Source organism: Dehalobacter restrictus DSM 9455 (assembly GCF_000512895.1).
Taxonomy (GTDB): Bacteria; Bacillota; Desulfitobacteriia; order Desulfitobacteriales; family Syntrophobotulaceae; genus Dehalobacter; species Dehalobacter restrictus.
On sequence record NZ_CP007033.1, the window covers coordinates 2,894,204 to 2,919,545 of the forward strand.

General features: G+C 46.4%; 23 protein-coding genes, 1 tRNA gene and 1 riboswitch. Of the genes, 5 read left to right on the top strand and 19 right to left on the bottom strand.

What is annotated here, in order from left to right; genetic code table 11:
* Positions 1 to 3: 3 nt before the first annotated feature.
* From hemA to rlmH, 10 genes are all read right to left on the bottom strand, one after another.
* Complete coding sequence (gene hemA / locus DEHRE_RS13800) at positions 4 to 1,245, bottom strand: glutamyl-tRNA reductase (RefSeq protein WP_019225041.1); 1,242 nt, start codon at positions 1,243 to 1,245, stop codon at positions 4 to 6.
* On the bottom strand, positions 1,235 to 2,293 hold the full coding sequence (locus DEHRE_RS13805) for a cobalt-precorrin 5A hydrolase (RefSeq protein WP_019225042.1): 1,059 nt from the start codon (positions 2,291 to 2,293) through the stop codon (positions 1,235 to 1,237). Before DEHRE_RS13805 ends, hemA begins: the two co-directional genes overlap by 11 nt.
* The gene (gene cobM, locus DEHRE_RS13810; protein ID WP_020491943.1) at positions 2,290 to 3,075 is read right to left on the bottom strand and encodes a precorrin-4 C(11)-methyltransferase; all 786 of its coding nucleotides are present in this window, start codon (positions 3,073 to 3,075) and stop codon (positions 2,290 to 2,292) included. The genes DEHRE_RS13805 and cobM overlap by 4 nt, the downstream gene beginning before the upstream one ends.
* Positions 3,072 to 3,773 (bottom strand): precorrin-2 C(20)-methyltransferase, encoded by a 702-nt coding sequence (cobI, locus tag DEHRE_RS13815; RefSeq protein WP_025206227.1) that lies wholly within the window; start codon positions 3,771 to 3,773, stop codon positions 3,072 to 3,074. Before cobI ends, cobM begins: the two co-directional genes overlap by 4 nt.
* Positions 3,770 to 4,978: a cobalt-precorrin-5B (C(1))-methyltransferase CbiD gene (gene cbiD / locus DEHRE_RS13820; RefSeq protein ID WP_025206228.1), complete on the bottom strand. Its 1,209-nt coding sequence runs from the start codon at positions 4,976 to 4,978 to the stop codon at positions 3,770 to 3,772. Before cbiD ends, cobI begins: the two co-directional genes overlap by 4 nt.
* Positions 4,979 to 4,997: 19 nt before the next feature.
* Positions 4,998 to 5,876, bottom strand: coding sequence for an ATP-binding cassette domain-containing protein (locus DEHRE_RS13825; RefSeq protein WP_038603431.1), 879 nt, complete (start codon positions 5,874 to 5,876; stop codon positions 4,998 to 5,000).
* A complete protein-coding gene (gene cbiQ / locus DEHRE_RS13830) occupies positions 5,876 to 6,667 on the bottom strand; it encodes a cobalt ECF transporter T component CbiQ (protein WP_025206230.1) in 792 nt (263 codons plus the stop codon). Before cbiQ ends, DEHRE_RS13825 begins: the two co-directional genes overlap by 1 nt.
* Entirely contained in the window at positions 6,651 to 6,992 is a 342-nt protein-coding gene (locus DEHRE_RS13835) for an energy-coupling factor ABC transporter substrate-binding protein (RefSeq protein WP_025206231.1), read from the bottom strand. Before DEHRE_RS13835 ends, cbiQ begins: the two co-directional genes overlap by 17 nt.
* A gap of 2 nt (positions 6,993 to 6,994) precedes the next feature.
* The gene (locus tag DEHRE_RS13840; RefSeq protein WP_025206232.1) at positions 6,995 to 7,735 is read right to left on the bottom strand and encodes an energy-coupling factor ABC transporter permease; all 741 of its coding nucleotides are present in this window, start codon (positions 7,733 to 7,735) and stop codon (positions 6,995 to 6,997) included.
* A gap of 133 nt (positions 7,736 to 7,868) precedes the next feature.
* Positions 7,869 to 8,062, bottom strand: a riboswitch (cobalamin riboswitch).
* A 100-nt stretch (positions 8,063 to 8,162) separates the two neighbouring features.
* Positions 8,163 to 8,642 (bottom strand): 23S rRNA (pseudouridine(1915)-N(3))-methyltransferase RlmH, encoded by a 480-nt coding sequence (gene rlmH, locus DEHRE_RS13845; protein ID WP_199269268.1) that lies wholly within the window; start codon positions 8,640 to 8,642, stop codon positions 8,163 to 8,165.
* A 143-nt stretch (positions 8,643 to 8,785) separates the two neighbouring features.
* On the opposite strand from rlmH, the gene DEHRE_RS13850 reads away from it, so the two are divergent.
* Entirely contained in the window at positions 8,786 to 8,995 is a 210-nt protein-coding gene (locus DEHRE_RS13850; RefSeq protein ID WP_020491935.1) for an alpha/beta-type small acid-soluble spore protein, read from the top strand.
* A gap of 84 nt (positions 8,996 to 9,079) precedes the next feature.
* Here DEHRE_RS13850 and DEHRE_RS13855 read toward each other — a convergent pair whose 3' ends face one another.
* Positions 9,080 to 13,453 (bottom strand): 2-hydroxyacyl-CoA dehydratase, encoded by a 4,374-nt coding sequence (locus DEHRE_RS13855; RefSeq protein WP_019225045.1) that lies wholly within the window; start codon positions 13,451 to 13,453, stop codon positions 9,080 to 9,082.
* A gap of 385 nt (positions 13,454 to 13,838) precedes the next feature.
* On the opposite strand from DEHRE_RS13855, the gene DEHRE_RS13860 reads away from it, so the two are divergent.
* The 4 genes from DEHRE_RS13860 to tnpC all read left to right on the top strand — a co-directional run bounded on the left by DEHRE_RS13860 (position 13,839) and on the right by tnpC (position 18,125).
* The gene (locus DEHRE_RS13860; protein WP_019226929.1) at positions 13,839 to 15,551 is read left to right on the top strand and encodes an IS1634 family transposase; all 1,713 of its coding nucleotides are present in this window, start codon (positions 13,839 to 13,841) and stop codon (positions 15,549 to 15,551) included.
* A gap of 205 nt (positions 15,552 to 15,756) precedes the next feature.
* Positions 15,757 to 16,089: an IS66 family insertion sequence element accessory protein TnpA gene (gene tnpA / locus DEHRE_RS14205; RefSeq protein WP_019226926.1), complete on the top strand. Its 333-nt coding sequence runs from the start codon at positions 15,757 to 15,759 to the stop codon at positions 16,087 to 16,089.
* A complete protein-coding gene (gene tnpB / locus DEHRE_RS13870; RefSeq protein ID WP_019226927.1) occupies positions 16,083 to 16,439 on the top strand; it encodes an IS66 family insertion sequence element accessory protein TnpB in 357 nt (118 codons plus the stop codon). The genes tnpA and tnpB overlap by 7 nt, the downstream gene beginning before the upstream one ends.
* A gap of 84 nt (positions 16,440 to 16,523) precedes the next feature.
* Positions 16,524 to 18,125, top strand: coding sequence for an IS66 family transposase (gene tnpC, locus DEHRE_RS13875; RefSeq protein ID WP_242836908.1), 1,602 nt, complete (start codon positions 16,524 to 16,526; stop codon positions 18,123 to 18,125).
* A 316-nt stretch (positions 18,126 to 18,441) separates the two neighbouring features.
* On the opposite strand, the gene DEHRE_RS13880 is transcribed toward tnpC, so the two are convergent.
* The 8 genes from DEHRE_RS13880 to DEHRE_RS13910 all read right to left on the bottom strand — a co-directional run bounded on the left by DEHRE_RS13880 (position 18,442) and on the right by DEHRE_RS13910 (position 25,233).
* Complete coding sequence (locus DEHRE_RS13880; RefSeq protein WP_019224925.1) at positions 18,442 to 19,611, bottom strand: S1C family serine protease; 1,170 nt, start codon at positions 19,609 to 19,611, stop codon at positions 18,442 to 18,444.
* 73 nt (positions 19,612 to 19,684) lie between these two features.
* Positions 19,685 to 20,473 (bottom strand): MBL fold metallo-hydrolase, encoded by a 789-nt coding sequence (locus tag DEHRE_RS13885; RefSeq protein WP_019224924.1) that lies wholly within the window; start codon positions 20,471 to 20,473, stop codon positions 19,685 to 19,687.
* Between the two features lie 85 nt (positions 20,474 to 20,558).
* Positions 20,559 to 21,170: a tetratricopeptide repeat protein gene (locus DEHRE_RS13890; RefSeq protein ID WP_019224923.1), complete on the bottom strand. Its 612-nt coding sequence runs from the start codon at positions 21,168 to 21,170 to the stop codon at positions 20,559 to 20,561.
* Positions 21,171 to 21,282: 112 nt separating this feature from the next.
* Positions 21,283 to 22,722 (bottom strand): thioether cross-link-forming SCIFF peptide maturase, encoded by a 1,440-nt coding sequence (gene scfB, locus DEHRE_RS13895; RefSeq protein ID WP_019224922.1) that lies wholly within the window; start codon positions 22,720 to 22,722, stop codon positions 21,283 to 21,285.
* 149 nt (positions 22,723 to 22,871) lie between these two features.
* Positions 22,872 to 23,012, bottom strand: coding sequence for a six-cysteine ranthipeptide SCIFF (gene scfA / locus DEHRE_RS14555; RefSeq protein WP_019224921.1), 141 nt, complete (start codon positions 23,010 to 23,012; stop codon positions 22,872 to 22,874).
* A 14-nt stretch (positions 23,013 to 23,026) separates the two neighbouring features.
* Positions 23,027 to 23,578, bottom strand: coding sequence for a hypothetical protein (locus tag DEHRE_RS13900; RefSeq protein ID WP_020491929.1), 552 nt, complete (start codon positions 23,576 to 23,578; stop codon positions 23,027 to 23,029).
* Positions 23,579 to 23,744: 166 nt separating this feature from the next.
* Positions 23,745 to 23,819, bottom strand: a tRNA-Gly gene (locus DEHRE_RS13905).
* 133 nt (positions 23,820 to 23,952) lie between these two features.
* Positions 23,953 to 25,233, bottom strand: coding sequence for a M14 family metallopeptidase (locus DEHRE_RS13910; protein ID WP_019224919.1), 1,281 nt, complete (start codon positions 25,231 to 25,233; stop codon positions 23,953 to 23,955).
* Positions 25,234 to 25,342: the final 109 nt, after the last annotated feature.

Sequence of the window (25,342 nt, forward strand, 5' to 3'; positions counted from 1 at the left end):
TTCTTACCTAACTACTTTCTCTAAATTTGTAAAACATTCATCCCACAGATCCCGGTCAATACTGTCCCTAAACCCAAATAGCACCGAACTTACTGCCTTTTCTGCCACTTGCGCCAACCTGTTTTCAAAGGATGCTTTGTCTTGGTCGCTTAAATTCAGGTACGCAAGATCTTTTTGCAAATTCCGGCATATCCTTTCCGATGTTGAATTGGATATGCTTTGCAGGAGCGGCAGATAACTGCGGATTTCAAATGATTCTATAAATTTGTCGATATGTTCATCAATAATTTCATAAGCCGCTGCTAAAGCGTTCTGGTTTCTGAGCTCTGCCTTCCCGAGACCCAGATTGTCCATATCCAGTAACGTAATATTTTCCATATCCCCGACCTTCGGTTCGATATCCCTCGGTACTGCCAGATCACAAAAGATTCTTGGCCTGTGATTCTGCGCCAGGGCTGGAATTAAGGCATCAGCTTTAATCGTATAATGTGGGCTGGACGTCACGCTTACCACCACATCCATGTCGGCTATCACCGTGTGGCGTTTTTCGTAATCCACGCCCGTACATTGTTTCGGCAATAAATAAGCCCCGTGTTTACGCTGCCTCAAGGTGATCAAAACCTCCGCCCCGCAGTCTGCAAGCTGCGCGGCGACAATCTTTCCCATTTCGCCGTTGCCAATGACCAGACACCGCTTTTCCCCCAAGTCAGGAAAGACTTCCTGGATCCGCTCCAGAGCTTTCGTTGCTACCGATACATCCGTCGTCGTCAGCTGAATCTGTGTTTTTACCTTCTTCGCTGAGGTTATGGCCATCTGAAAAAGTTTTTCCAGATAAAGGTCAGCAGTACCTGTCTCTCTGGCCTCTTCAATGGCTTTTTTAATTTGGGACAAAATTTGGCTTTCTCCCCAAATCTGAGACTTCAATCCGCAGGCAGTTTGAAAGAGGTGAACAAAGGCCTCACGGGACTGCCGAATAACAAATAAGCGCTCATATTTATCCCTGTCTTCCTTCTCAATTCGCTTCAGACCGTAGAGAATTTCTTTCAAATTAACTAGAGATCCTTCATTTTCGCTGACCCATAGCTCCGTACGGTTGCAGGTGGATATAATTACAGCGCCTTCCACACCATAATTATTTACAGCAGCCTCCATGGCCTGTCTGCTTTGAATCGGTGTAAAGGCAAACATTTCGCGTTCCTTTAATGATGCTTTTTCATGATCGATCCCGATCATTCTAATATTCAAAGCTAACCCTCCATTCCTTCTGAGCAAGAGCTATTGTTACACCATTCCCGGATACTTTTCGGCTAATCAGCCCTCCGCCTGCGCTTACCATTAAGGCAGCCCGCTCACAGACATTGCCGACACCGGTAATACTACTTACAAATTCCGATTCTGTATACTTGCCTGGTACGGAAAGAAGTTCATCTGAACTAAAAAAATGCAGTGGCAGATTATTTTTTGCGGCAAAATCAAGCAGCCCCTGTTCTTTTGTTTTGAGGTCAATACTGGCAATACCCGCAATGGCCTGAAAGCTGATGCTGTTCCTGCTCAACTGCTCAAGGACAAGATCCTCAATACGCTGCAGCGGCGTACCCCTTCGGCAGCCAATTCCGAGATACACCGTCCGGGGAACGATATTCAGCGTTATGGGATAGGGTTCTAATCTGTCATTCAGAGAAACACAAATGCCAATATCCATGTTGTTTTCATTCTTCTCCAATAAACGCGGCATCTCTCCTTCTATGTCCAGCTCGCTATAAAACCCGACCGGCTTTTCTGCCAATAGTCGTGCCGAAATTTCTTTCGCTGCTTTCAGATCCGAAATCCAGGCGTCATGGAAAGCTGCCCATTCATCGACCGAAAAAAGCCTGTTTATATCCGTTGCAGTCGTTATCACAGGGATTGCGTTTAGCGCTTCGGATATCCTGTCCGCCAGCATGTTGGCGCCGCCGATGTGGCCGGAGAGGAGCGGTATAACGAACCGTCCCTTTTCGTCAATACATAAAACGGCCGGATCTTTCGTCTTGTCCTGAACAAAGGAGGCGATTGCCCTGACGGCAATCCCGCAGGCCCCAACAAAAATTAGCGCATCTTTTTCTGCAAACTGTCTGCCTGTGAACACCTTTAAATCCGGGGCAATGGGCTCTGCCATGCCGGCTGTATTGACGGCCCCGGTAAGTTTTTCCGGCTGATAGCAGGCGGTATGATTACCTTGAGCATCCAACAGCTCTTTTATTTTCAGGCTGAGAGCGACTCCATTGGCGGTAAAAGCCAGGATGCTTATCTTCATTTCAAATCCTCGGTCCAAGAAGGCAGTGGATCGTTTCCTTCCCGGAATTCATGCGTAAATGCCGGATCGTAAAGTTTAGATCTTTCGAAGTCGTTTCCCAAAAATCTGCCCACTAGAATCAAGGCCGTTTTGGTAATATGGTTCTCTTTAGCTGTTCTCGCCAATGTCCCTACCGTACAGCGGAACTGCTTCTCATCCGGCCAGGTTGCCTTATAAACAATCGCTGCCGGAGTGTCAGCGGCGTAACCGCCTTCCATAAGCTTGGTACTTAAGTTTTCCAGCATCCCTGTACTTAAGAAAATTGCCATGGTCGCCTGATGCGACGCCAGGAGAGCAATGTCTTCCTTAGGCGGTACCGGGGTTCTTCCTTCCATGCGGGTAATAATTACAGTTTGGCTGATATCCGGCAATGTATACTCCTTCTTCAAGGAGGCAGCAGCTCCGAAAAACGAGCTGACTCCAGGTACGACTTCGTAATACAGGCCCTCGGCATCAAGCAGATCCATCTGCTCACGGATCGCCCCGTAAATGCTTGGATCGCCGGTATGCAGACGCACGACCAGTTTACCTGCCCGGGTGGCAGGAACCATCACAGCAAGCACCTCTTCCAGTGTCATCCCGGCACTGTCGTAAACGGTGCATTCCTTCTTCGTAACATTCAATAGCTCCGGGTTGACCAGCGAGCCTGCATAAATCACAACATCGGCCTGTTCCAAAAGCGTCTTTCCGCGAACCGTGATTAAATCTACCGCGCCCGGACCGGCCCCAATAAAATAAATCATCTGACAATCTCCTTTTCTTTCACAATGATCGTGGAAAAATAGCTTGCTTTCCCCTCGGCTGCACTGATATCTTTTATAACTCTCTCTGACGGCATCCCGCAGCATTCCACCATCTGGGTATGCTTAACCAGATCTTTGCTGATAAGCTCTTCCTTAACCTTGCCAAATTCCTTTCCTGATTTCATCAGCACCTTGGTTCCGCCCCAGTCCAGGTAATCAAAGGATCCTTCATAGGATGCGGGGATAATGTGCAGCGGCTGGGCACCCTCGCAGAGAGGCACATTGAGTCTTGCTGCTACAGCACAGAAGGACGGGACCCCCGGAATCAGCCGGGCATCATAGCCTGCTTCCAAAACCCGGTTATGCAGATAAATATATGTGGAATAGATCGATGGATCCCCCAGCGTAAGAAAAGCCACAGATTTGTTTTGTTTGAGCTGGTCAATGATCTGTTCAGCTGCTTCCTGATGGCTTTGCTCCAGCATTTGGGCATCCCGTGTCATCGGCATGTAAAGTTCCAGTATTTCTTTTGTGGAGAGGTCCACAGCCTGCTTGGCAATATTCCAGGCGGTCATTTCTTTTTCATCCGTGCGCGGAACAGCAATAAGCTCTGTCTCGCTGATGATCCGGACGGCCTTTAAGGTCATCAGTTCAAAGTCTCCCGGACCTACGCCTATTCCGTATAATGCTGCTTTCATGATGGCTTCATCCTTTTTATTTTATTGACTATTTCATCCGCCTGCGGTGTTTTGCCCAGGATACCCTGTTCATTGGAATACAGGATCACACCGGCTTTCACCTTATTCTGCAGGCGGTAATTCACATATTCATCAATTTTTAACATGATGGACTCAAATACCTGGCTTCTAAGCCCGTGCCGGTCTAATACCGTAACGGCCTGCGGCGCTGTCAGGCTAGCCATAATTTCTTTGACTGTCTCCTTCCCTGCGCCGTGTAAGGCAGCATGTACGGCGATAACTTCCATGCGGCAGTCCGCATAGCGGGAGTGGGTATTCATAATGCCCGCTGCCAGCTTGACCAATTTTCCGGCATGTCCGATCAGCAGCAGGCCGTCAAAGCCTAATTCCACAGTAAAATCCAGCATTTCACCGATATAATTGCTGCAGTGGATCAGAGAACTCTCCAGCCCCAGCGTACTGCGGACAAAAGTTTCACCGTAATTTCCAGGGCAGACCAGCAGATCTCTGCAGCCCTTTTCTTTCTGCTGATTCATCTCCAGTCGAATCGTATCGATCAGGGCCTTTTCGCTCATCGGCTCGACAATCCCTATTGTTCCCAGAATAGAGATTCCGCCAACAATGCCCAGCCGCGGGTTAAAGGTTTTTCTGGCAATGGCCTCCCCTTCCGGAACTGATATCGTAATTTCCAGGCCTCCCTCATAACCGTACTCGGCACAGACTTTCGCCACCTCCGCCATAATCATGCTTCTGGGAACAGGATTGATGGCCGGTTCTCCTATAGGACAGGCAAGCCCGGGCTTAGTGATTCTGCCGACGCCCTGGCCGCCATCGACCTGAATATTATTATGGTTCGCTCTGGCGACCGTCGCAAAAATAAGGATGCCGTTGGTCACATCTGGGTCATCGCCGCTGTCCTTTTTTACAGCACACGTCACCTGGTCCCTGTCTCTCCGAACTTCCAGCACCTGCATCGCAACCGGTATTCCCTTCGGTGTCGCAATGGCTATTTCTGTACACAGGTCTCCTGAGAGCAGCATTACCGCCCCAGCCTTGGCAGCAGCAGCCGCACAGGATCCCGTAGTAAAGCCGCATCTCAGCCTCTTATTCTGTTTGATGACAAAGAGTTCACCGGATTGATTGTTTTGTGGATTGTTTTGTGGACTGTTTTGTTCATCGTTTAGATGGTGGATGTCATGATTCATTATTTTTATATTCCTTCAATCAGTTTGTATCTTTCCAGTTAATTAAAGCTTTTCTGGCCTCAGATATGGTATTGGCAGGCTGGGCAAATTCAAAGCCGTCTTTATCATGCAAAATCTCCATAAGATGCCCAATTCTTGGGAGTCTGAGATTAATCCTTCTGATTTCCTCCGGATGCGAAAACACTTCCTGAGGCGTACCTTCCATTACAAGCCTGCCGTCATCGACGACATACGCATAATCACAGTAAAGTGGTACGATATCGATGTCGTGCGTTGAGATCACGACGGACAAATTCAGCTCAATTTGCAGTTTTCTGAGCAGCTTCATTAGCTCACTGACTCCGAGTGGGTCAAGCCCTGCGGTCGGTTCATCCAGAATAAGCACTTCCGGCTCCATCACCAGAACGCCGGCAATGGCTGCACGTTTTTTCTGGCCAAAACTGAGGCTGTGTGTGGGCTTGTCTTTCAGGTGGGATATCCCGGTTCTCTTCATGGCTAGATCCACCCTTCTGCGGACTTCCTCCTCAGGCAGCTTTAGATTCATCGCGCCGAAGGAGATATCCTGATAGACACTGGCTGAAAACAACTGCTTGTCCGGATCCTGAAAAACAATGCCAACAGATTTTCGAAGCTGTTTGAGACCTTTTACTGAATAATCCAGCGGCAGGCCCTTGAATAGAACTTCGCCGCCTGAAGGCTTATTGATGCCGTTAAAGGAAAGCAGCAACGTTGATTTTCCAGCACCGTTGCTTCCGAGGACTGCCGTCGTTTTCCCCTGTTTAATCCCGAGTGACAGGGCCTTTAAGGCCTGGGTTCCATCACTGTAGATGTAGTGGAGATTTCTGACTTCCAAGATATTTTTAGCCTCCACATTTTCAATCAAGCCATTTTCGGCCATTATAGCAAGCCTCCTGTCAATTGTTTGGAAAACAGCGCAACTGCAATCAGGAATAGGTTAATCAGCACAATCGGAATATATTCTGTCCAATGAGTCTCCGCCTGCTCATGGATCACACTGAGCTCACCGTCATATCCCCTGGCTTCAAGCGCAATATACAGTTCATCCGCCCTCTGATAAGACCGGATAAAAAGTGACGAAGCCAGAGCCGCCAATGAACGGTATCCGGAAGAAAGCCCCGCATAGCCCAAGCGGGAATTCTGTGCCGTAAACATGGTGTCTGCCATTTCCAAAAATACAAAAATAAACCGGTAGATCAGTCCCATCAATTCAACCATCAGTCTTGGAACTTTAAGCTTCCGAAGAACTGCCAACAGGTCTACCATTGGTGTACTCAGCGATAAATAATACAGACAGGAAACCGCGCCAAGCGCTTTAAAAAACAGATTTGCCGCACTTAGAATACCGGACTGCGACACCCCGATATACATGCCAAATGCATATACAGAGAATACAAAAACATCTTTGTCCCCTGAAACATTGACCGCAATGGTTAAAACGCCGATCACTAAAAAGGAAAGCGGGACAAGCATCAGTCTAATAAAAATTCCAACAGGGGTACCACCTTTGCAAACGGTATACCACCCCATGATCAGGAGCGTCAAGATTGACACCGCAACGGAATCAGCCCAGAGACAGACCCCCAAAACCGAAACGGCTAAGACTAGCTTTTGCAATGGATTTGTTTGTTTAAGCTTGGATAAATAAGCGTATTTATCGATGTAAATCATTGTTTACCGGTTCTTCCTTTTTCTTACGACCCCGCAGATAACCTAACCCGTAGCCCAAAACACCTGCTCCGACAGCTGCCTGAAGCGCAAACAACAAGCTTTCAATTTCTCCGCTGGGCGGCTCCCAAATCGGTGAGAACCAGGGCTGGTAATTCCCGTTAAGTTCTGTTATAGCTTGTTCAGCTTGGCTGTCAGCTCCAGCAAATTCCGCATTTTTTTGCACAATGAGGGGTACAACAGCAAGCGCTATGACAATCGTAATTAAAATAATATTTGTGATGATAACCCGATTTTTATTCTTCGGTTTCATCGTTTCTACAGACATTTTCAGACCCCCTTTGAAAGTATTTTTAAGTCTTTAAGCTCATCCCCGGCATAGGATGAAATCGCCTTAAATATTAGCACTGTCAAAATACCTTCACTGATCGCCAATGGTACTTGCGTTAAGGCAAAAATACCTAAAAACTTGGTAAGTGATGCCATAGCGCCGCCTGTTCCAGCAGGAAACGCCAGTGCAAGCTGCACCGATGTCGTGACGTAAGTTAATAAATCCCCAAGTGCGGCAGCGAGAAACACGGCAAGCCACTGCGGTCCATTTGCTTTCTTCACAATTTTGTATGTAGCAAAAGCCACCAGCGGCCCCACAATGCCCATCGAAAAAGTATTTGCTCCCAATGTTGTCAATCCGCCATGAGCCAGTAAAACAGCCTGAAACAGCAGTATGATCAGGCCAATTACGGCCATTGCGGTTGGTCCGAACAAGATAGCGCCAAAGCCAACCCCCGTAGGATGCGAACTGCTTCCTGTAACGGAAGGAATCTTCAGGGAAGACAAAACAAAAGCAAAGGCGCCTGCCATCGCCAAAAGCATTAATGTTTTGGGATGCTCTCCAACAGTTCTTCTGATAGAAAAAAAACCTGCCAGAACAAAAGGTATTGCCAAAGCACCCCAGGTAATACACCAACCCGCAGGAAGGAAGCCCTCCATGATATGCATGGCATATGTCTGCTGGGGCAAGAACATAAACATAAGTACGAGACCCATTATCCAAATCTTTTTATTTATCATCGTCAAACTCTCCTATATAAGATATGAAACAAAAAACCTCTCAACATCTTACGTCGAGAGGCTCATATGCTAGGAAGTTTTCCTCGGTAGTCTTGCACATAACATCCCCCTCTCTATCACTCGTAGAGTATATGGTGAGACACTAAAACAGGTAGGTCTTCTGGCTTAAGCATCATCGATCTTCAGACCTTCCCAGTTTCCCAGTGGTATACCTGAAGAACTCCACTTTCACAGCGGCGTGACCGCGCGGGCTTCTACCCGACTTTCCTTATTCATTGAATGGTACGCTTATCAGCTTCATTCAACACCTGTTCTGCCTATTCAGTTTTAATCCTGATTCATTATATCGCTCTTTCGACAAGGAATCAATATTATTTTTACTTTAGCCTTGAACATATTAATTGAAGTATCTTTACCTCCATCAATTCTATTTGTGGTAGGGTTCCCCTTTGCTGATCTTGCACGCCCGGTAAATCTGCTCCAGCAGGATAAGCCTGATCATCTGGTGCGGAAAGGTAAGCTTCGAGAACGACCACCGGTAATCGGCGCGTTTTCGGATTTCATCTGCCGTACCAAGAGATCCGCCAATCACAAAAGTGATCCGGCTCTGGCCTGAAAGCCCTTTTTCATCAAACAAAACGGCAAGTTCGGGTGAAGAAAGTTCCTTTCCCAGAAGATCCAGCAAAACCACATAATCCTGAGGTGAAATTAATTTAAGAACCTTTTCAGCTTCTTTCTGTTTTACTCTTGCTTCGTCGGCAGCTGATGCCCTTTCGGGGCATGGTTCGTCCTCAACTTCAATCATCTCAAGCCGGATGTACGCGCCAAGACGCTTGGCGTATTCCTTCAGCCCTTCTTTTAAATATTTTTCTTTGATTTTCCCTACCGCTAGAACTTTGATCTGCAGCATGTTTTCTCCAACTCCAGTCACTATGTTTGCTCCAAACATTTGCAATCAAAAACTTGAAGGTTAAATCTCTCTGATATTGGATTATTTACAATGAAGATTTTTTTCAAAAGTGTTAATAATATTGATGGAGGTGAAAAAAAATGAGCAAAACAAATGAAAGCAAAAAAAAGCTGCTGCAGAATCTAAAAATGGAGGCTGCGGCTGAAATCGGCCATCTTGATTTTGTAAGGGAAAATAACGATCACTATAAAGGCGATGTTACTGCCAGACAGAATGGTCTGGAAGGAGGCCCGATCGGCGGCCAGATGGTCAAAAAAATGATCGCCTATGCCAAACAGCAGATGAAATAGAATAACGGACTCATTTAGTATTCCTAATCTACTTCAATAAATATTCAAAACTTCTTCAGCCTACAATACTGAAGAGGTTTTTTGTTATATAATCTTCTGTTCGGAATACGACTGCTCTGTACCTTCTTCAGTGTTATGCAAAGCTGCCGCTCCCTCGCCGGGTGCAGATTGCATTTGCCCGGCGTTGTTATTCATTTTATTTCTATTGTTTGTATTGGCATTATTGACTGCTGCCGCCTTTTCCATATTTTTGAAAGCGACTGAAAGCATCAGTTTAATTCTGTTGATCTGATTCACCTGGCTGGCACCCGGATCGTAATCGATTGGCACAATATTCGCCAGCGGGTAGCGCCGTTTAAGTTCGCGGACCATCCCTTTACCCGTGATATGATTTGGCAGGCAGGCAAACGGCTGCAGACAGGTGACGTTTGTTGCTCCGCTTTCTATCAGTTCCAGCATTTCCGCGGTCAGGAACCAGCCTTCGCCGGTCTGATGTCCGAGATGCATGATTTTGCCGGCCATATCGGCCAACTCATAAATCGATTTGGGAGGATGGAAACGGTTGCTCTTCGCCAGAGTGCGTTTCATTACCCGGCGGTAGTTTTCCAACCGCCAGATAATATAGCGGCTGATAAGCTCGCTTTTCAGTGAGCCAGCGAGTTCTTTTCTTCTGAATATCGTTCCATACGCACAGTACATAAAGAAATCCATCAGGTCCGGCAGAACGGCTTCGGCGCCTTCCTTTTCCAGGACATCGACAATAAAGTTATTGGCAAATGGATGAAATTTGACGAGGATCTCGCCAACCACTCCAACCTTTGGTTTTTTGACATTGGAGATTTCAATATGATCAAAGTCCTTGATAATCCGGCGGATATTCCGGTGATATTCCCGCAGGTTCATCGCAGCCAGGGTCGGCTTCAGGTCCTTCAGCCATTTGGCCAGGAGATCATTCGTTTCTCCTTTATTTTTCTCATAGGGTCGTATGGCATTGGTTACGCGCATCAGCAGATCGCCATAAACCGTAGCCATCACGCAACGCTTGATCATCTTCATGGAAAGTTTGAACCCGGGATTGGACTCCAGACCGCCGGCATTAAGGGAAATAACCGGAATCTGTTCCATGCCGGCATCTTTTAAGGCTTTACGGATAAAGCCAATATAATTACTGGCCCGGCAGCCGCCGCCTGTTTGCGACATGATAACTGCCGTCTTGTTTAGGTCGTAACGGCCTGATTTCAGCGCCGCCATAATTTGACCGACAACTAAGATTGACGGATAGCAGGCATCGTTATGCACATGCAGAAGTCCCTGTTCGACGACATCCATCTCGACATCAGGCAGAATCTCTATCTTATAGCCTTCCAAACGGGTGGCTTCTTCAATCAGTTCAAAATGGATCGGTGCCATCTGCGGAGAAAGAATCGTATACTCATGCTTCATTTCTTCTGTAAACATGACTCTTTTGGGTGTCTCAAAAAGCTTATGCGCATGAATTTCTTTTTTGTCTCTTTCCTTCATTGCAGCGAGCAATGACCGTATCCGGATACGAATAGCGCCCAGATTATTGATCTCATCAATTTTGACCAGGGTATAGGTCTTTCTGTACTGGTGCAGTATCTCCTGAACCTGATCCGTGGTGACGGCATCCAGTCCGCATCCGAACGAATTCAATTGGACAAGTTCCAAGTCATCCCTGCTTGCCACAAAACTTGCTGCCGCATACAGCCTGGAGTGGTAAACCCATTGGTCGAGGACGCGCAGAGGCCTTTCCACCTGACCAAGATGAGCGACAGAATCTTCAGTCAGCACAGCGATCCCCAGACCGGTAATCATCTCTGGAATCCCGTGGTTAATCTCCGGATCGGTATGATACGGCCGACCGGCAAGTACGATGCCTTTCAGGTTGTTCTTTTGCAAATAGTCCAATACTTCTTCCGCTTTGTTTCTGAGGTCCTGGCGAACAGCATCTCTTTCGGCAAAAGCCTTATCTACAGCACTTGCTGCCTCTTGTCGTGTTATACCTATCGCTTTAAATTCTTCATAGATCCGAACTTTTAAACGTGCCATATCATCAATCGGCAGGAACGGGAAAATAAACGCAACTTCTTTGTTCCTTATTTCATCCACATTGGCATGAAGGGATTCCGGATAAGAAGTGACAATCGGGCAGTTGTAATTATTATTGGCACCAGCCAGCTCTTTTTCATCCCTCGGAAGGCACGGATAAAAAATCCGCTTGACCCCTTTGTTCAGAAGGTCCTTAATATGCCCGTTGGCCAGTTTGGCCGGATAGCACAGCGACTCGGAAGCTACGGTCTCCATGCCGAGCTCAAATATCTTTTTCGAGGAGCGGCCGGACAAAATAACTCTAAAACCGAGCTCCGTTAGCAGCGTATACCAGAACGGATAATGCTCATACATATTCAGGACCCGTGGAATCCCGATCTCGCCACGGGCTGCTTCTTCCTTCTTCAGTGGTTTATAGGCAAAAAGACGCTCATATTTATAGGCAAAAAGGTTCGGAATATCCTCAGAGGTGCTTTCCAGTCCGGCTCCGCGTTCGCAGCGGTTTCCTGTCAGAAACTCCCTGCCGTCCGAGAATTGGTTGACCGTCAGCAGGCAATTATTGCCGCATAAGCCACAGTGGCGCGTACGGGTCTCGGTATGGAAATCCTCCAGTTCATTTTCACCAAGCAGGGTAGTCTGTTCTCCGGCCTGATAATGGTCGCGGGCGATAAGAGCTGCTCCGAACGCGCCCATGATACCGGCAATGTCCGGACGAATGACCTGGCGGCCGGTGACACGTTCAAAACTTCTTAAAACAGCATCGTTATTAAACGTTCCGCCCTGAACAACGATTTTCTTGCCAACTTCGGAAGAATTGTGCAAGCGGATGACTTTGTACAACGCATTTTTGACGACTGAATACGAGATCCCGGCCGCGATGCTGCCGATATCCGCGCCTTCTTTTTGGACCTGTTTGATTTTGGAATTCATAAATACGGTGCAACGGGTACCCAAATCGACCGGGGTCTTGGAAAATAAACCTCTTTGCACAAATTCCGAGAGAGATAAACTTAGGGACTGGGCCAGCGTCTCGATAAACGACCCACAGCCCGAAGAACATGCTTCATTCAGCATGATATTGTGAATAACGCCGTCGCGGATCTGCATGCATTTCATGTCCTGGCCACCGATATCGAGGATAAAGTCAACACCGGGCAGAAAATATTCGGCGCCCTTAAGGTGGGCAACCGTTTCTATTTCTCCGTGATCAACTTTGAGGGCAGCCTTTAGCAGGGCTTCTCCATAACCGGTCACGACGGAACCGCCAATCGTGGCTCCAGACGGCAAAGCCTGATAAAGCTTTTGCAGAGCAGAAACCGTAGATTTTAACGGACTTCCTCCGTTGCTTCCATAATGGGAATAAAGCAAATTGCCATCTCCATCGATCAGGGCAAGTTTCGTCGTGGTCGATCCGGCATCGATGCCCAAAAAGCAGGTTCCACTGGCTTCAGCCAGCAGTTTCTTCGCGACGGAATTTCCCCGGTGCCTCTGACTGAAGGCTTCATACTCTTCTTCACTGGCAAACAAAGGCTGGAGCAGGGTAGTGGCTGAATCCGAATTATGCAGATTCGGGATGTTCTCATAGATCACGTGAAGATCACAGACTTCGCTCTGTTTCGAAGCCAAGGCTGCCCCAATCGCCACAAAAAACTGAGCATTATCTGGCGCGATAATATTTTCCGGTTTAAGCTTCAAGGTTTCAATAAAGCGCTGGCGCAGTTCAGGCAGGAAAGAAAGCGGTCCGCCCAGAAATGCCACATTGCCCCGGATTGGTTTGCCGCAGGCTAAACCCGCAATGGTCTGATTCACGACAGCCTGAAAAATTGAGGCGGCAATATCTTCCTTGGCCGCACCTTCGTTTAAAAGCGGTTGAATATCTGTTTTAGCAAAAACCCCGCAGCGCGAAGCAATCGGATAAATCTCCCGATGATGCGAAGCCAGTTCATTGAGACCCGCAGCGTCGGTTTTCAGCAAGATAGCCATTTGATCAATAAACGCACCTGTCCCGCCGGCGCAGGTACCGTTCATCCTGAGTTCGGGCGATTCCCCAAAATATGTGATCTTGGCATCTTCGCCGCCCAGTTCTATCGCGACATCCGTATCCGAAATAAATCGTTCAACAGCTTTTTGGCAGGCAATGACCTCTTGAATAAAAGGAATCCCAACCTGTTCGGAAGTGGACATACCGCTTGAACCTGTCACGTTCATGGTGACTTTTTCATTGCGGAACTGACTGTAAATCTTTTGCAGAAGGTTGCTGACTGTATGCTGGACATCTGAAAAATGCCTTTGGTAACTGCTGAAAACCAAGTTATCTTTTTCATCAAGTATTGCAATTTTAACGGTGGTCGAACCGACATCCAGTCCGATATGCATTTGTTTCGTCATTCACCTGTCTCCTTCTATTTAAACAGCCTGCTCAATCTATAAAAAACAGCGTTTTAATCCTTTAGCATCAGACTCTATTATATCAGGTTTCATCTGTGTAACAAAATAGCAACTTTTTCTGTCCGGCCCTGTGTCTCGTCCTGCTTAGCATCTCGTCCTTATTATTGTATGAGAATGCCGGGAAAAGTGCCTATCCCTATAGAAAATGTGGCTGCCGCCAAGCTTTTGGCGGCAGTCCGGGTCTTTGACACTTGCATAAATATTAAAATCTTTGAAAGCCTTGAAAACAGGGCTTTTTTTGTTAGAAAATCGTCAAATTATTGCTATTTAGTATTGAGCAATTTGTGGTAATGTGTTATAATATAAGGGTATGGAGGTGTTTGTTATGAAACTTACGCTATCTAAATCTAAAAATGCCACATCGCTTTATGTTACGAAATCAATTTACGTGAATGGTGTACATACTTCAAAAATGGTCGAAAAACTGGGAACACTTGCTGAACTGGAAAAGAAACTAAACGGTGAAGATCCTATCGAATGGGCAAAAAAGTATATTGCAGATCTGAACCAAAAAGAAAAAGAGGAACAGCGGGATGTCTTAGTCAAATATTCTCCTTCCAAAATCATTGCTAGAGATGAACAGCGTTTCTTTAACGGCGGCTACCTTTTCCTTCAGAAAATATATCACGAGCTCGGGTTACATCGGATCTGCAAAGAACTCTCCACCAAATATAAATTTTCTTTTGATCTTAATTCAATTTTGTCCAGGCTGCTTTATGCCAGGATTATTTTCCCTGCCTCTAAGCTGGCAACCCTTGAGCTGTCCAAAAAATTTATTGAACAGCCCAATTTCGAGCTTCAACACATCTACAGGGCGCTTGAAATCATTGCTAAAGAAATTGATTTTATCCAGTCTTCCCTTTACAATAACAGTCTGAAAATTTCCAAACGCAATACCGGTGTGCTTTATTATGACTGTACGAATTATTTCTTTGAAATTGAGGAGGAAGAAGGCCTTAAGCAGTATGGGGCATCAAAAGAACACCGCCCAAATCCCATTGTCCAGATGGGGCTGTTTATGGACGGTGACGGTATTCCCATCGCTATTGATCTTTTTAATGGCAATACTAATGAGCAGCTGACGCTAAGACCTTTGGAGAAAAAAATCCTGGCTGATTTTAAACTTTCCAAGTTTATCGTCTGTACGGATGCCGGTCTCGCTTCTCAAAAGAACCGGGAATTCAATAACGAAGGCGAACGGGCTTTCATTACCACCCAATCAATAAAAAAACTGAAGAAACACCTCATGGAATGGGCACTGGATTCTACCGGTTGGAAACTTTTCGGTGAACGTAAAAGCTATGATATTACAGAACTTGATGAGAATACGGATAAAGATAAAGTTTTTTATAAAGAGCGCTGGATCAAAGAAAACGATCTGGAGCAGAAGCTTATTGTGACCTTTTCTTTGAAATACCGAAATTATCAGCGAAAAATCCGTGATTCCCAAATAGAACGTGCCCGAAAAACAATGGCTTCAAACCCGGGGAAGTTAAAGAAATGCAATGCTAATGATTATAAAAGATTTATTGAAAAAAGATACTGTACGGATGACGGTGAGGTAGCAGATAATGAATTGTACAGTATTAACACTGACCTGGTTGCCAAAGAAGAGCTGTTTGACGGTTTCTATGCCGTCTGTACTAACCTTGAAGACGAAGCAGCGGCAATCATCAAAGTGAACCAAAGGCGTTGGGAGATTGAAGAGTGTTTCCGAATTATGAAAAGCGAATTCAAAGCCCGACCAGCATACTTAAGCCGTGATGATCGAATAAAAGCACATTTCACCACGTGTTTTATGTCTTTGATCCTCTACCGTTTTCTTGAAAAGAAGCTTGAAGAAAAATATACCTGTAGCGAGATTATTCAAGGATTAAAGGATATGAATTTCTTTGAAGTTAAAGGTGAAGGTTATATTCCGACCTATACCAGAACCGATTTTACAGATGCTTTACACAATATCTTTGGTTTCCGTACCGACTATCAGATCGTCAGTACCAGTCAGATGAAAAAAATTCTCAAAAGTACAAAGTCATAAAAACATTACTCACTTTTTTAAAAATGTAAAAGCCCGGATTTCCCTTGTTTGCAAGGGGTTCCAGGCTTTTTTGCTCTTTAAAGGTAAGCGTAAACCATGTAGGCGGATTGTCATAGAATCAGCAGAATGAGAGAATATCCCAAAGAGTCTAAGTGTCACCAAAAGAGTCTAAGGTAGACATTTAGATAGAATGGGAGTGACTCAAATGGAGCAAAGCCTGCAAACCTTAAGCGTAAACCAACGGCTGGCCGAGTGGAGCGAGCGGATCTCATCCTGCCGGAACAGTGGAATAAGCATCAGGCAATGGTGCCTGGAAAACGGGATTGTCGAGAAAACATATTACTATTGGCAACGCCGAGTGTTTAAAGCATTGACCACGCATCAAGAGCCGTACTTTGCCAGAGTTCCCGTTGAACGCCGGAATGACTGTCTGGAAATAGCGGCAACAGTGCGCATCGGAAATGCCGAAGCCGACATTTACCCCAGCGCAGATGCATCAGCCATTGAAGCAATCTGCCGCGCGCTGAAGTCATGCTGAATGATTTCACCGGAGCCGACTGCATCTATATTGCCTGCGGATACACCGATCTTCGATGCGGGATTGACGGTCTATCTGGAATCGTCCAGCAGAAGTTTCGGCTGGATCCGTTTTCGAGCACCCTGTTTCTATTTTGCGGACGCCGATGTGACCGGATAAAAGCTCTGTATTGGGAAGGCAATGGGTTTGTTCTCCTGTACAAACGGCTTGAAAACGGAAGGTTTCAGTGGCCGCGTAGCCCCGCCGAAGCGCAGGCGCTTACCCCACAGCAGTACCGGTGGCTAATGGAAGGTTTAAGCGTAGAACAACCCAAAGCACACCGTCCGGCGTCAGGCCTCTGCATGGTTTAAGAAGGCTCAGAAAGGGTTCGAAAAGAATACTGGAAACCCTTGAAAACACTGGAAAAACTGGCTTTTTCATGGTATAATTTTGTTATGAAAGAGCTACAAAAAAATGAGATAAATAACGCCGAAATGGTCACCATTTCACGTGCGGAATATGAAGCACTTAAGGCACACAACACAGAGTTAAACAAACAGATTGAGTTGCTTCTGCAACAGATACGCCTGGGCCAAAAGAAACGCTTCGGATCTTCCTCCGAAAAAACGCAGGAAGCGGTCATGGAGCAACTGAGCCTTTTGTTTAACGAGGCAGAAGCGTATATTAAAATCGAGTCACCAGAGAAAACAAAAGTTGCTGCCCATACCCGCCAAAAGCGTTCCGGCAGCCTTGAGGAAATCCTGCCGGATAATGTCCCCGTTGAAGTCGTTGAGCATCGTCTTTCTGAGGAAGAACGGCTTTGTGCAGCCTGCGATACTGTCATGCAGGAAATCGGCAAGGAAGTCCGCCGCAGCCTTGTAATTGTTCCGCCACAGGTAAAAATCCGTGAAGACCGGTATTTCAGCTATGCCTGCCTGACCTGCAAAGCAGAGGCCTTGGAAACCCCCGTGTTGAAAACACGGAAAGATAAACCCGTCATCTCCGGAAGCTTTGCCTCCCCGGAAGCGATAGCTCACATCATGACCCAGAAATTCGTCATGTGTTCTCCCCTTTACCGACAGGAACAGGAGCTGAATCGAAGCGGTGTGATGCTATCCCGTCAGACGATGTCCAGCTGGATCTTAAGAGTAGCCGAGGACTGGTTGAAACCAGTGTATGAGGAGATGCACCGACGGCTCTTGCAGCACAGTGTTCTCTTCGCGGATGAGACCACCTTGCAAGTACTCAAAGAACCAGGCAAGAAGGCGCAAGCCAAAAGCTACATGTGGATGTACAGAACCGGCGGGGATACAGAGCACCCGCTCATACTTTATGAATACAAGCCGGATCGAAAAGCTGAAAACCCGAAGAAATTTTTGGAAGGATTCTCCGGATACCTGCATGCGGATGGTTATCAGGCTTATTACACGTTGCCGGAAAACATCACGGTAGTCGGTTGCTGGGCCCATGCTCGGCGTAAATTTGATGAGGCGGTCAATTCCTTGCCAAAATCCGAGCAAAAAGGATCTTCGGCAGTAATTGGGCAAGAGTATTGCAACAAGCTATTCTCGATTGAGGATAAGCTTAAATGTCTTACCCCTGAAGAACGATATACCCAGCGGCTGGAGTTGGAAAAACCGGTTCTGGATGCCTTCCTGACTTGGGCACAAACAAGAAACGCAGCTCCGAAGTCTGCCCTTGGAAAAGCCTTATATTATCTGCAACAGCAGTGGCCTCACTTGATAGAGTATCTGAAGGACGGCCGGCTGGAGCTCTCTAACAACCGAGCAGAACGGAGTATAAAACCTTTTGTCATGAGCCGAAAAAACTTTCTATTCGCAAATACGCCGAATGGTGCCCAGGGCAGTGCAATAATTTATAGCCTAATTGAAACCGCCAAGGAGAATGACCTTGATCCGTACAGGTATCTGGTATATGTCCTGAACACTGCTCCTAACATTGATCAAACACATCCAGACTGGGTGATTCCATTACTCCCGGCAAATGCTCCTGAGCATTGCCGAGTACCGTATGCTAAGAGCAAATGCGACGAATGATTTTTATATGACGCGAGCCTGCTGGTTACGGCGGGCTCTTTTTTACGCCGCTAGAGTTTACGCTTACCTTTAAAGTGTCAAAGATGAGATTATATCAGGTTTCATCTGTGTAACAAAATAGCAACTTTTTCTGTCCGGCCCTGTGTCTCGTCCTGCTTAGCATCTCGTCCTTATTATTGTATGAGAATGCCGGGAAAAGTGCCTATCCCTATAGAAAATGTGGCTGCCGCCAAGCTTTTGGCGGCAGTCTTTAGCTGACATAGTGCGAAGGTCTTCCTATAGCCGATTCGTTCGATCTTTCTAGTTTCTGGTTGTTCTATTCTGATCTGATTTCTCCGAGTACCGCATCCGTTTTATACGTGCTGCCGCCCCGGAAATAGCTGACAGATACTTTATCTCCCGGCTTGTATTTAAAGAGTTCGTGTGTCAGCTCCAGAGAATTGGTTATGGCTGTTCCGTTAATGGCCGTAATGATATCTCCGGCCTGGATACCGGCTTTAGCTGCCGCCTCGCCGTTTTCGACACTGGTGATATAGCAGCCTGCCGGCCAGTCTTTGAATGAAGCGTATTCCTCCGTGTAACGGTCGTCGATATTGATCTGCAAAGCCGGGTGGCTCGCAAACCCTTTTTCAATGAGCTGCTGAATTACAGGCAATGCATCGGAAATTGGGATCGCAAACCCCATACCTTCAAAGCCCTGGGTATCATTTTTGGCTGAATTTATTCCGACAACCTGGCCGCTGTAATTGACGAGCGGTCCGCCACTGTTGCCTGGGTTAATCGCCGCATCCGTCTGAATCAGATTAAAGCTGGCTTCCCCCTGCAGCTGAAGAAACCTGTCTGTCGCTGATACCACACCGGCTGTGACTGTACGGGCAAAATCCTGGCCTCCCGGATTCCCGATCGCAACGACGGATTCTCCGACTTTTAAGGCTGCGGAATCTCCGAGCTGGACAGCCGCAAGTTCCTTCGTACCGTCAATTTTGAGCACGGCAAGATCGGTCCGCGGATCACCGCCGACAAGCGTTCCAGGAACATCCCGACCATCGGCAAGCGAAATCATAATTTTTTCAGCATCTCCAATGACATGATAGTTGGTAACAATATAGCCATGGGCAGCATTGATGATAAAGCCGGAACCGCTTCCTGCTTCACTGAGTCCATCACTGCTGCCGGCAAAAATATTCCCGCTATACTGAAAGTTGGCCACACCTACGACAGCAGGCCCTACTGTGCTGGCAATATTAATCACCGGTGACTCCCCACCGGTAGCACCTGAGGATGTAATCGGGGGATTTTCTCCCTGTTGAACGACAACCTTATTACCGCTTTCCAAATAATTGCCTTGAGGATATACCGCCGGAACAAGAATGACAGCAATCAAGCCACCCAGAACTGCGCTGATGACAGCAAGCAAAACTGTTGAAACAATACGGGGTTTCCCACTCCTTCGTCCGAAATTGTCCCGGTCATCATAATCATCCATCTGACATCCCTCCTATCCAGTATGTATCATGTCTACCTTAAATTTAGTCTGTCAGTTATGCTCTCTTGACATACTATCCCAGTGTAATAAGTTGGTGCGGATAATGTCTCGGTGCGACCCTGATTTTTAGATTCGCGCATTTTTTCTTAGCCTGCGAATCCCGAAGCATCTCCACGACTGTACTGAGCGCCATTTGCGGCGTATTATTTTCTTCGCTTAAGTGAGCAAGCACGACTTTTTGCGTGTTTTCATCGAGCCATTCCGTCAAGGCCTCAGCAAGCTGGACATTGCTCAAATGTCCAGCATTTCCGCTGACTCTTTTCTTCAAATAGTACGGATACCTTCCGTGCCATAATGTTTCCAAATCGTGGTTTGCCTCGACGACGTAGGCATCACAGCCCCGAAGATTCCGATGCATCTCTTCTGTAACAATGCCGCTGTCAGTCGCTATGCCAAGCGTATGCGTTTTACCTGTTATTTTAAGACCGTAGCTTTCCCTGCTGTCGTGGGAAGTCGGGAAGAGTTTCACATCCATACCCGCAAGATAGATGTCCCGGTCAATAATTCTTTTCTGTTCAGAATTAATATCCCCAAGCACCATTTCAATTTCCTGCCAAATTCCGGCTGTCGCATAGACGGGAATCTTCAGCTTGCGGGCCAGCACGCCGGCCCCCTTGACATGGTCGGAATGTTCATGGGTAATGATGATCCCTTCCAGCTGAGGAGCGGCGATATCAATCATCTCGAGGTTCGTAAGCACCCTCTTTGCCGCAATGCCGCAATCCACAAGCAGACTCCTGTTCTCTTCCCCTACACATATGGCATTACCGGAACTGCCGCTGGCCAGTGTTGCAAAATACATCTGTTCACCTTCCCAATCTGTGATTCAGGCGCTTACTCATCCTGTTGTTAACATGTCTGCCGTTACTTGTCTCAGGTTCGTTTGTCTAAGGTTCAATGTCCTGAGCTCTTGCAATCATTTCCTCGAGCTTAGTCTTCATCTTTTCATCCGTATTGTATTTTAACGCCGTCTGCCAGTACTGCTCGGCCTTCTTGTAATCTTCTTTGCTGTAAAACTGGAACATCCCATACCAATATAGCACATCCACATTTTGCGGTTCCTTTTCAATTAATTCCTTGTATGTTTCATCCGCAAGATTAGAATCACGTGAAAGGAATGCGGATATTGCAAGTTTTAACCTTACATCATTGTCGTCTTTCTGTGCCAGGACTTTTTGGTAATACGTTATCGCATTCTGCAGATCTTCCTGGTATTCTTCATCGTTAAGCTCAATTGTTGTACTCGCTTTACTATAATAAGCGTCGGCCAGAGCCAGCTGCGCTTCGACGTCTTCCGGGCTCTTTTCGAGTGCTGCGCTGAGTTCCACAACGGCTTGCTTCCGCTGATTGTATTCCTGCTCCAACGCTTCTTGGCCCTGGGTATCTTCCGTATTATCAGACCCTGGAAGGGAAATTGCATAAAATGTTGATCCAATAAGGGAAATGCAGATTATCCCTATGATAAACCCTACGGTGATCTTTTGAACTTTTTTTTGCATTTTTTCTCCTAACCTGCGACCTTCCTATTATCAATAATAGGAAGGTTTAATTAATCTTTCCTTAGAAACAAAAGAGTCAAAGAAACTCTTCCTTTGTGCCAGGGTTCTCTTGTTAAATAAGAACCCTTTGCTTGGCTTCCATGATTTTAAGATAGTACGCGACTTCAAGCCTTTTTTTCTGCAGCTCGCATCCCATCGGATACACTTTTGTCAGTTCCCCGCTGAAAGCTTCATTGGCTGCATGGCATCCGCCGCTGCATGAGAAGCGTGCCCAGCAGACGCGGCATTCTTCCTTCGTATAGACCTGCGCCTGGCGGAAGGACTGAACAATTTCTTCCTTCAGTTCACAGTTCAGATCATTCACAGATCCCATTTTATATTTTTCCTGTCCGACAAACTGGTGACAGGGGTAAATATCCCCCTCCGGTGAGACGGCTACATACTCATGTCCGGCCCCGCAGCCCGACAGCCTCTTAATCAGGCAAGGTCCTTCATCAAGGCCTGCATTGAAGTGAAAAAAGACAAATTCTTTCCCTGCCTCGCGATATTCCAGCACTTTTTCTCCTAAAATATCGTAGCTTTCTTTGATTTCTGCCAGATCTTCCTCTCTGAAAGCATACACTTCCTGCGGAGAAGCTACCACCGGCTCCACAGAGATCCTTCGGATGCCGCTGTCCGCCATATGCAGGACATCCTTGTAGAAGTCTTTATTGAAACGTGTATAGGTTCCCCGGACATAAAAATAATTGCCGACAGCATAACGCGACGTCTCCGGCCGCATTTCCGTAAATTTAAGGATCTGCGGCATAATCCGGTCATAACTTCCGGCTCCGTTCAGGAAAGGCCGCATTCTATCGTTTACTTCCTTGCGTCCGTCCAGACTCAGTACAACACTGATTCCTTCGTCTTCCAAAAATCTGGCTGTCTCTTCATCCATCAGAACCGCATTCGTCGTCAGTGTAAACTTGATCTTTTTACCGGCCTGAGCGGCTATCTCCCGGCCGTAAACAATCAATTCCCTGATAACCGGCAAATTCATCAGCGGTTCGCCGCCAAAGAAATCAACCTCGCAATGTCCCCGGTCTCCGCTGTGGTCCAATAAAAATTTCAACGCTTTCTTGCCTGTCTTAACGTTCATCAATTCGCGGTTACCGCCGAAAGGTCCTGTTCCCGCGAAACAATATTTGCAGCGCAGGTTGCAGTCATGCGCAACGTGCAGGCACATCGCCTTGATCACCGGCCGGTCAGAAAACGGCAGTATTGTTTCTTCGGGCTCGCAGGAAAACAACAGCTTTTGATCCTGAAGCACTTTCAATTCTACCAGGATTTCCTGCTTTTCTTCAGAAGAAAGATTATACCCGCAACTGTCCAGCATCTCTTCTGAATCTTCCAAACTGTTCTTTTGCTGATATGTTATCAATTCCTGAATAAAAGCATATGTCTTGTCATCAATCACATGAAGCGACCCCGAATTGACATCGTAGGCAATCTGAAGTTTCCCTTGCGTATACACATGTACATTTTTTGCTATATTGTAGTTCGTCAATTTCATGTTTCTGTATCCTCTGCCCATCGTAATAGTTTTCAGAACAATTATACCATTGAAATACCTTTATGAAAAAAGAAAACTTGGCTGACGCCAAGCTTTTTTACAGAACCCCTTTATAAATAACCGTCTGTCTGTCTTCTATGATGTTCCTGTTATTTTTCACAAACCTGATTGCCAACTGTGCAAGATGTCTTACAAGCCGATTGGCAAGATGTCTGGCATTTTCCGCATCCTCCGGTTTTGGCTGTTGAGGCTAAGTTCCCCTTAATGACTGTCTGAATATGTTTAGCCATGCGTATCCTCCTTATTATTGTTTAGGCTGACTGAACAAGTAGATGACCTTTCCTTCAGCGGAGTATCCGGTGATATCTGCGCTTACCGATGGGACCTGCGGTTTACTGACAAACGCATACCATAATCTCAGCTGATCGGTGTTAACAATTTTCCCCTGGACCTTTTCCCCGCCGATCGTCGTAACAGTTACACGTACAATATCCTTATTCGTTATCTTGCCGTAATAGACCGAATATTGGGTGCCATCTTCTCCAAGATCCGCATATCGCCACTGTAGGCCGTCGGGATAAGTGACAAGCTTACCAACCGCACTTCCTGTCCATTTCCAGCCAAAACTGTTTTTTGTGAATATTCCTGTGCTTAATTCTTCTTCAAACGTGTAAAATACAATCCCTGAATTATCACTGACTTGTTCAACTTTTACCAAGTCATATCCTTTGGGAATAAGCGGCTTCGCTTTCGCTACCGCATCATCCAATGAATTACATCCGCCTAATACTGCTGTCATGATCACAATGGTCAATATTGCCACAATTTTCTTGAACTTGCCCTTCTTGCGAAACATTCGGCTATCAGAGTCAGATAACATTCTTTTCCTTTCAGCTCCTTTCGGCTTAACGCCTCACTAAAGCCTCATGTGATTTTTATTATACATCGCGTCCCGTTAAAATACCATTAATTAGCTTTTTCGATAAAAAAACCAGCTTAAAACTGGCCTTATATTCTTAAATTGGAGCGGAAGACGGGATTCGAACCCGCGACCCTCGGCTTGGGAAGCCAATGCTCTACCGCTGAGCCACTTCCGCATAAGGTATTTTTTCAGGTAACTATTATTATATTTATTATCCTCTCATTCGTCAAGAGGCCATCATTTTTCTATCCTACACCATCATGTCTCCATCCTTCACCACCAGTTTCAGCACTTCACCATCCTTTTTCTTAGCCTGCAGTAACAAGCGCCGCCAGTAACAGCATTCCCTCATTCTCCCGATAGATCTGCGCGAATTGAGAAATCGGCAAAGGATTTCGGCCAAGCCCAACCTCAACCGTATAGCCCGGTCTTCGGTATTTTTCGATAAACCAGTCCTTATAGCCTGCATACGATGTTATTCCGGTCGCTTCTTCCAGCGCATAGCCACTTTTTTCTGCTAAACTGAGTGCAATTAGCCGGTCCCTGGCCGAAGCCAGACCTCTGTAATTCCAGTAGATCACCCTGCCTTGGCTGTGGTAGGCCAGGACAAGTCTATAATTATGATTTCTCGTAAAGTCTGCAACTGCTTTGGATTCAGGCTCGGATTCCGGACCTGTCCCTGAAAATCTGGTCGGGCCGGGCCCGGTTATCCCATGACTGGCTTCCGCTTGTTTCGACAACTGCCAGGATGCATCATAATTGTGGTTCAGATCTACGCCACGAATATTGGCCTGCCAGACCTGGCCAAAATTCATCCGGCCTTCATTCCATTTCAGAAGAGATGTGTAGAAAGGGTGATTTATTTCAAGTCCGTTTAAAACCAGATCAATACCATCTGGATTCACCATAGGAATTAAATAAATTGAGCTTTGGCTCCATATCTCTCTTATATTGTATCCCCTGACCGAAGTTCCGTCCACATAGTTTTTCAGATAATTTTCACAGAACTTCATTAGCATAACCGTTGTGATCCACTCCAGTGAATGATGCGACGCATTGTAGAATACCTGATTCGGTCCATTACCCAGCCTCAGATAGTAAAGATTCCGCCCGAGAACACTTTTCCCGGCAACCCCGGTTTCCAGGAAAGGATAGCGTTTCTGTAACCCGGCAATATCCCGCTGCATGATTTCGTAGGTATAATTGAGGTCTGTATCGACAACATCAAAAGCATAGGGCACAGTCAACTGTTGTCCTAATCTTATATTGTCAGAACTGACCCCGGGATTTGCTGCCAGAAGCCGCTGAGTATTGATTTTATAACGGTTGGCAATCTGATATAACGTATCTCCCGCAGCAACCGTAACCATTATGTAGCCGTTCAGTAACGGCAAGAGCTTTTGATAAGTGATTGGACCAATGATTCCATCTACTTGGAGACCACTGGCCGCCTGAAACTGCTTCACCGCTCGCTCTGTATTTGTTCCGAATACTCCGTCTACCGTCCCCGGATCATAGCCCAGCTTTTTGAGCAAAGCTTGAACTTCCATCACATCATTTCCTCTGACTCCGATCTTAAGTACGCGCACCTAAATCCCCCCATCTATGTTCGTTGTTATAATCTATGGGGATTCGAAAGGATGTGTGTAGGGTTGCGGCAAAAACAAAAACGAGCCCTTAACAGTAAAAAACCGTTAT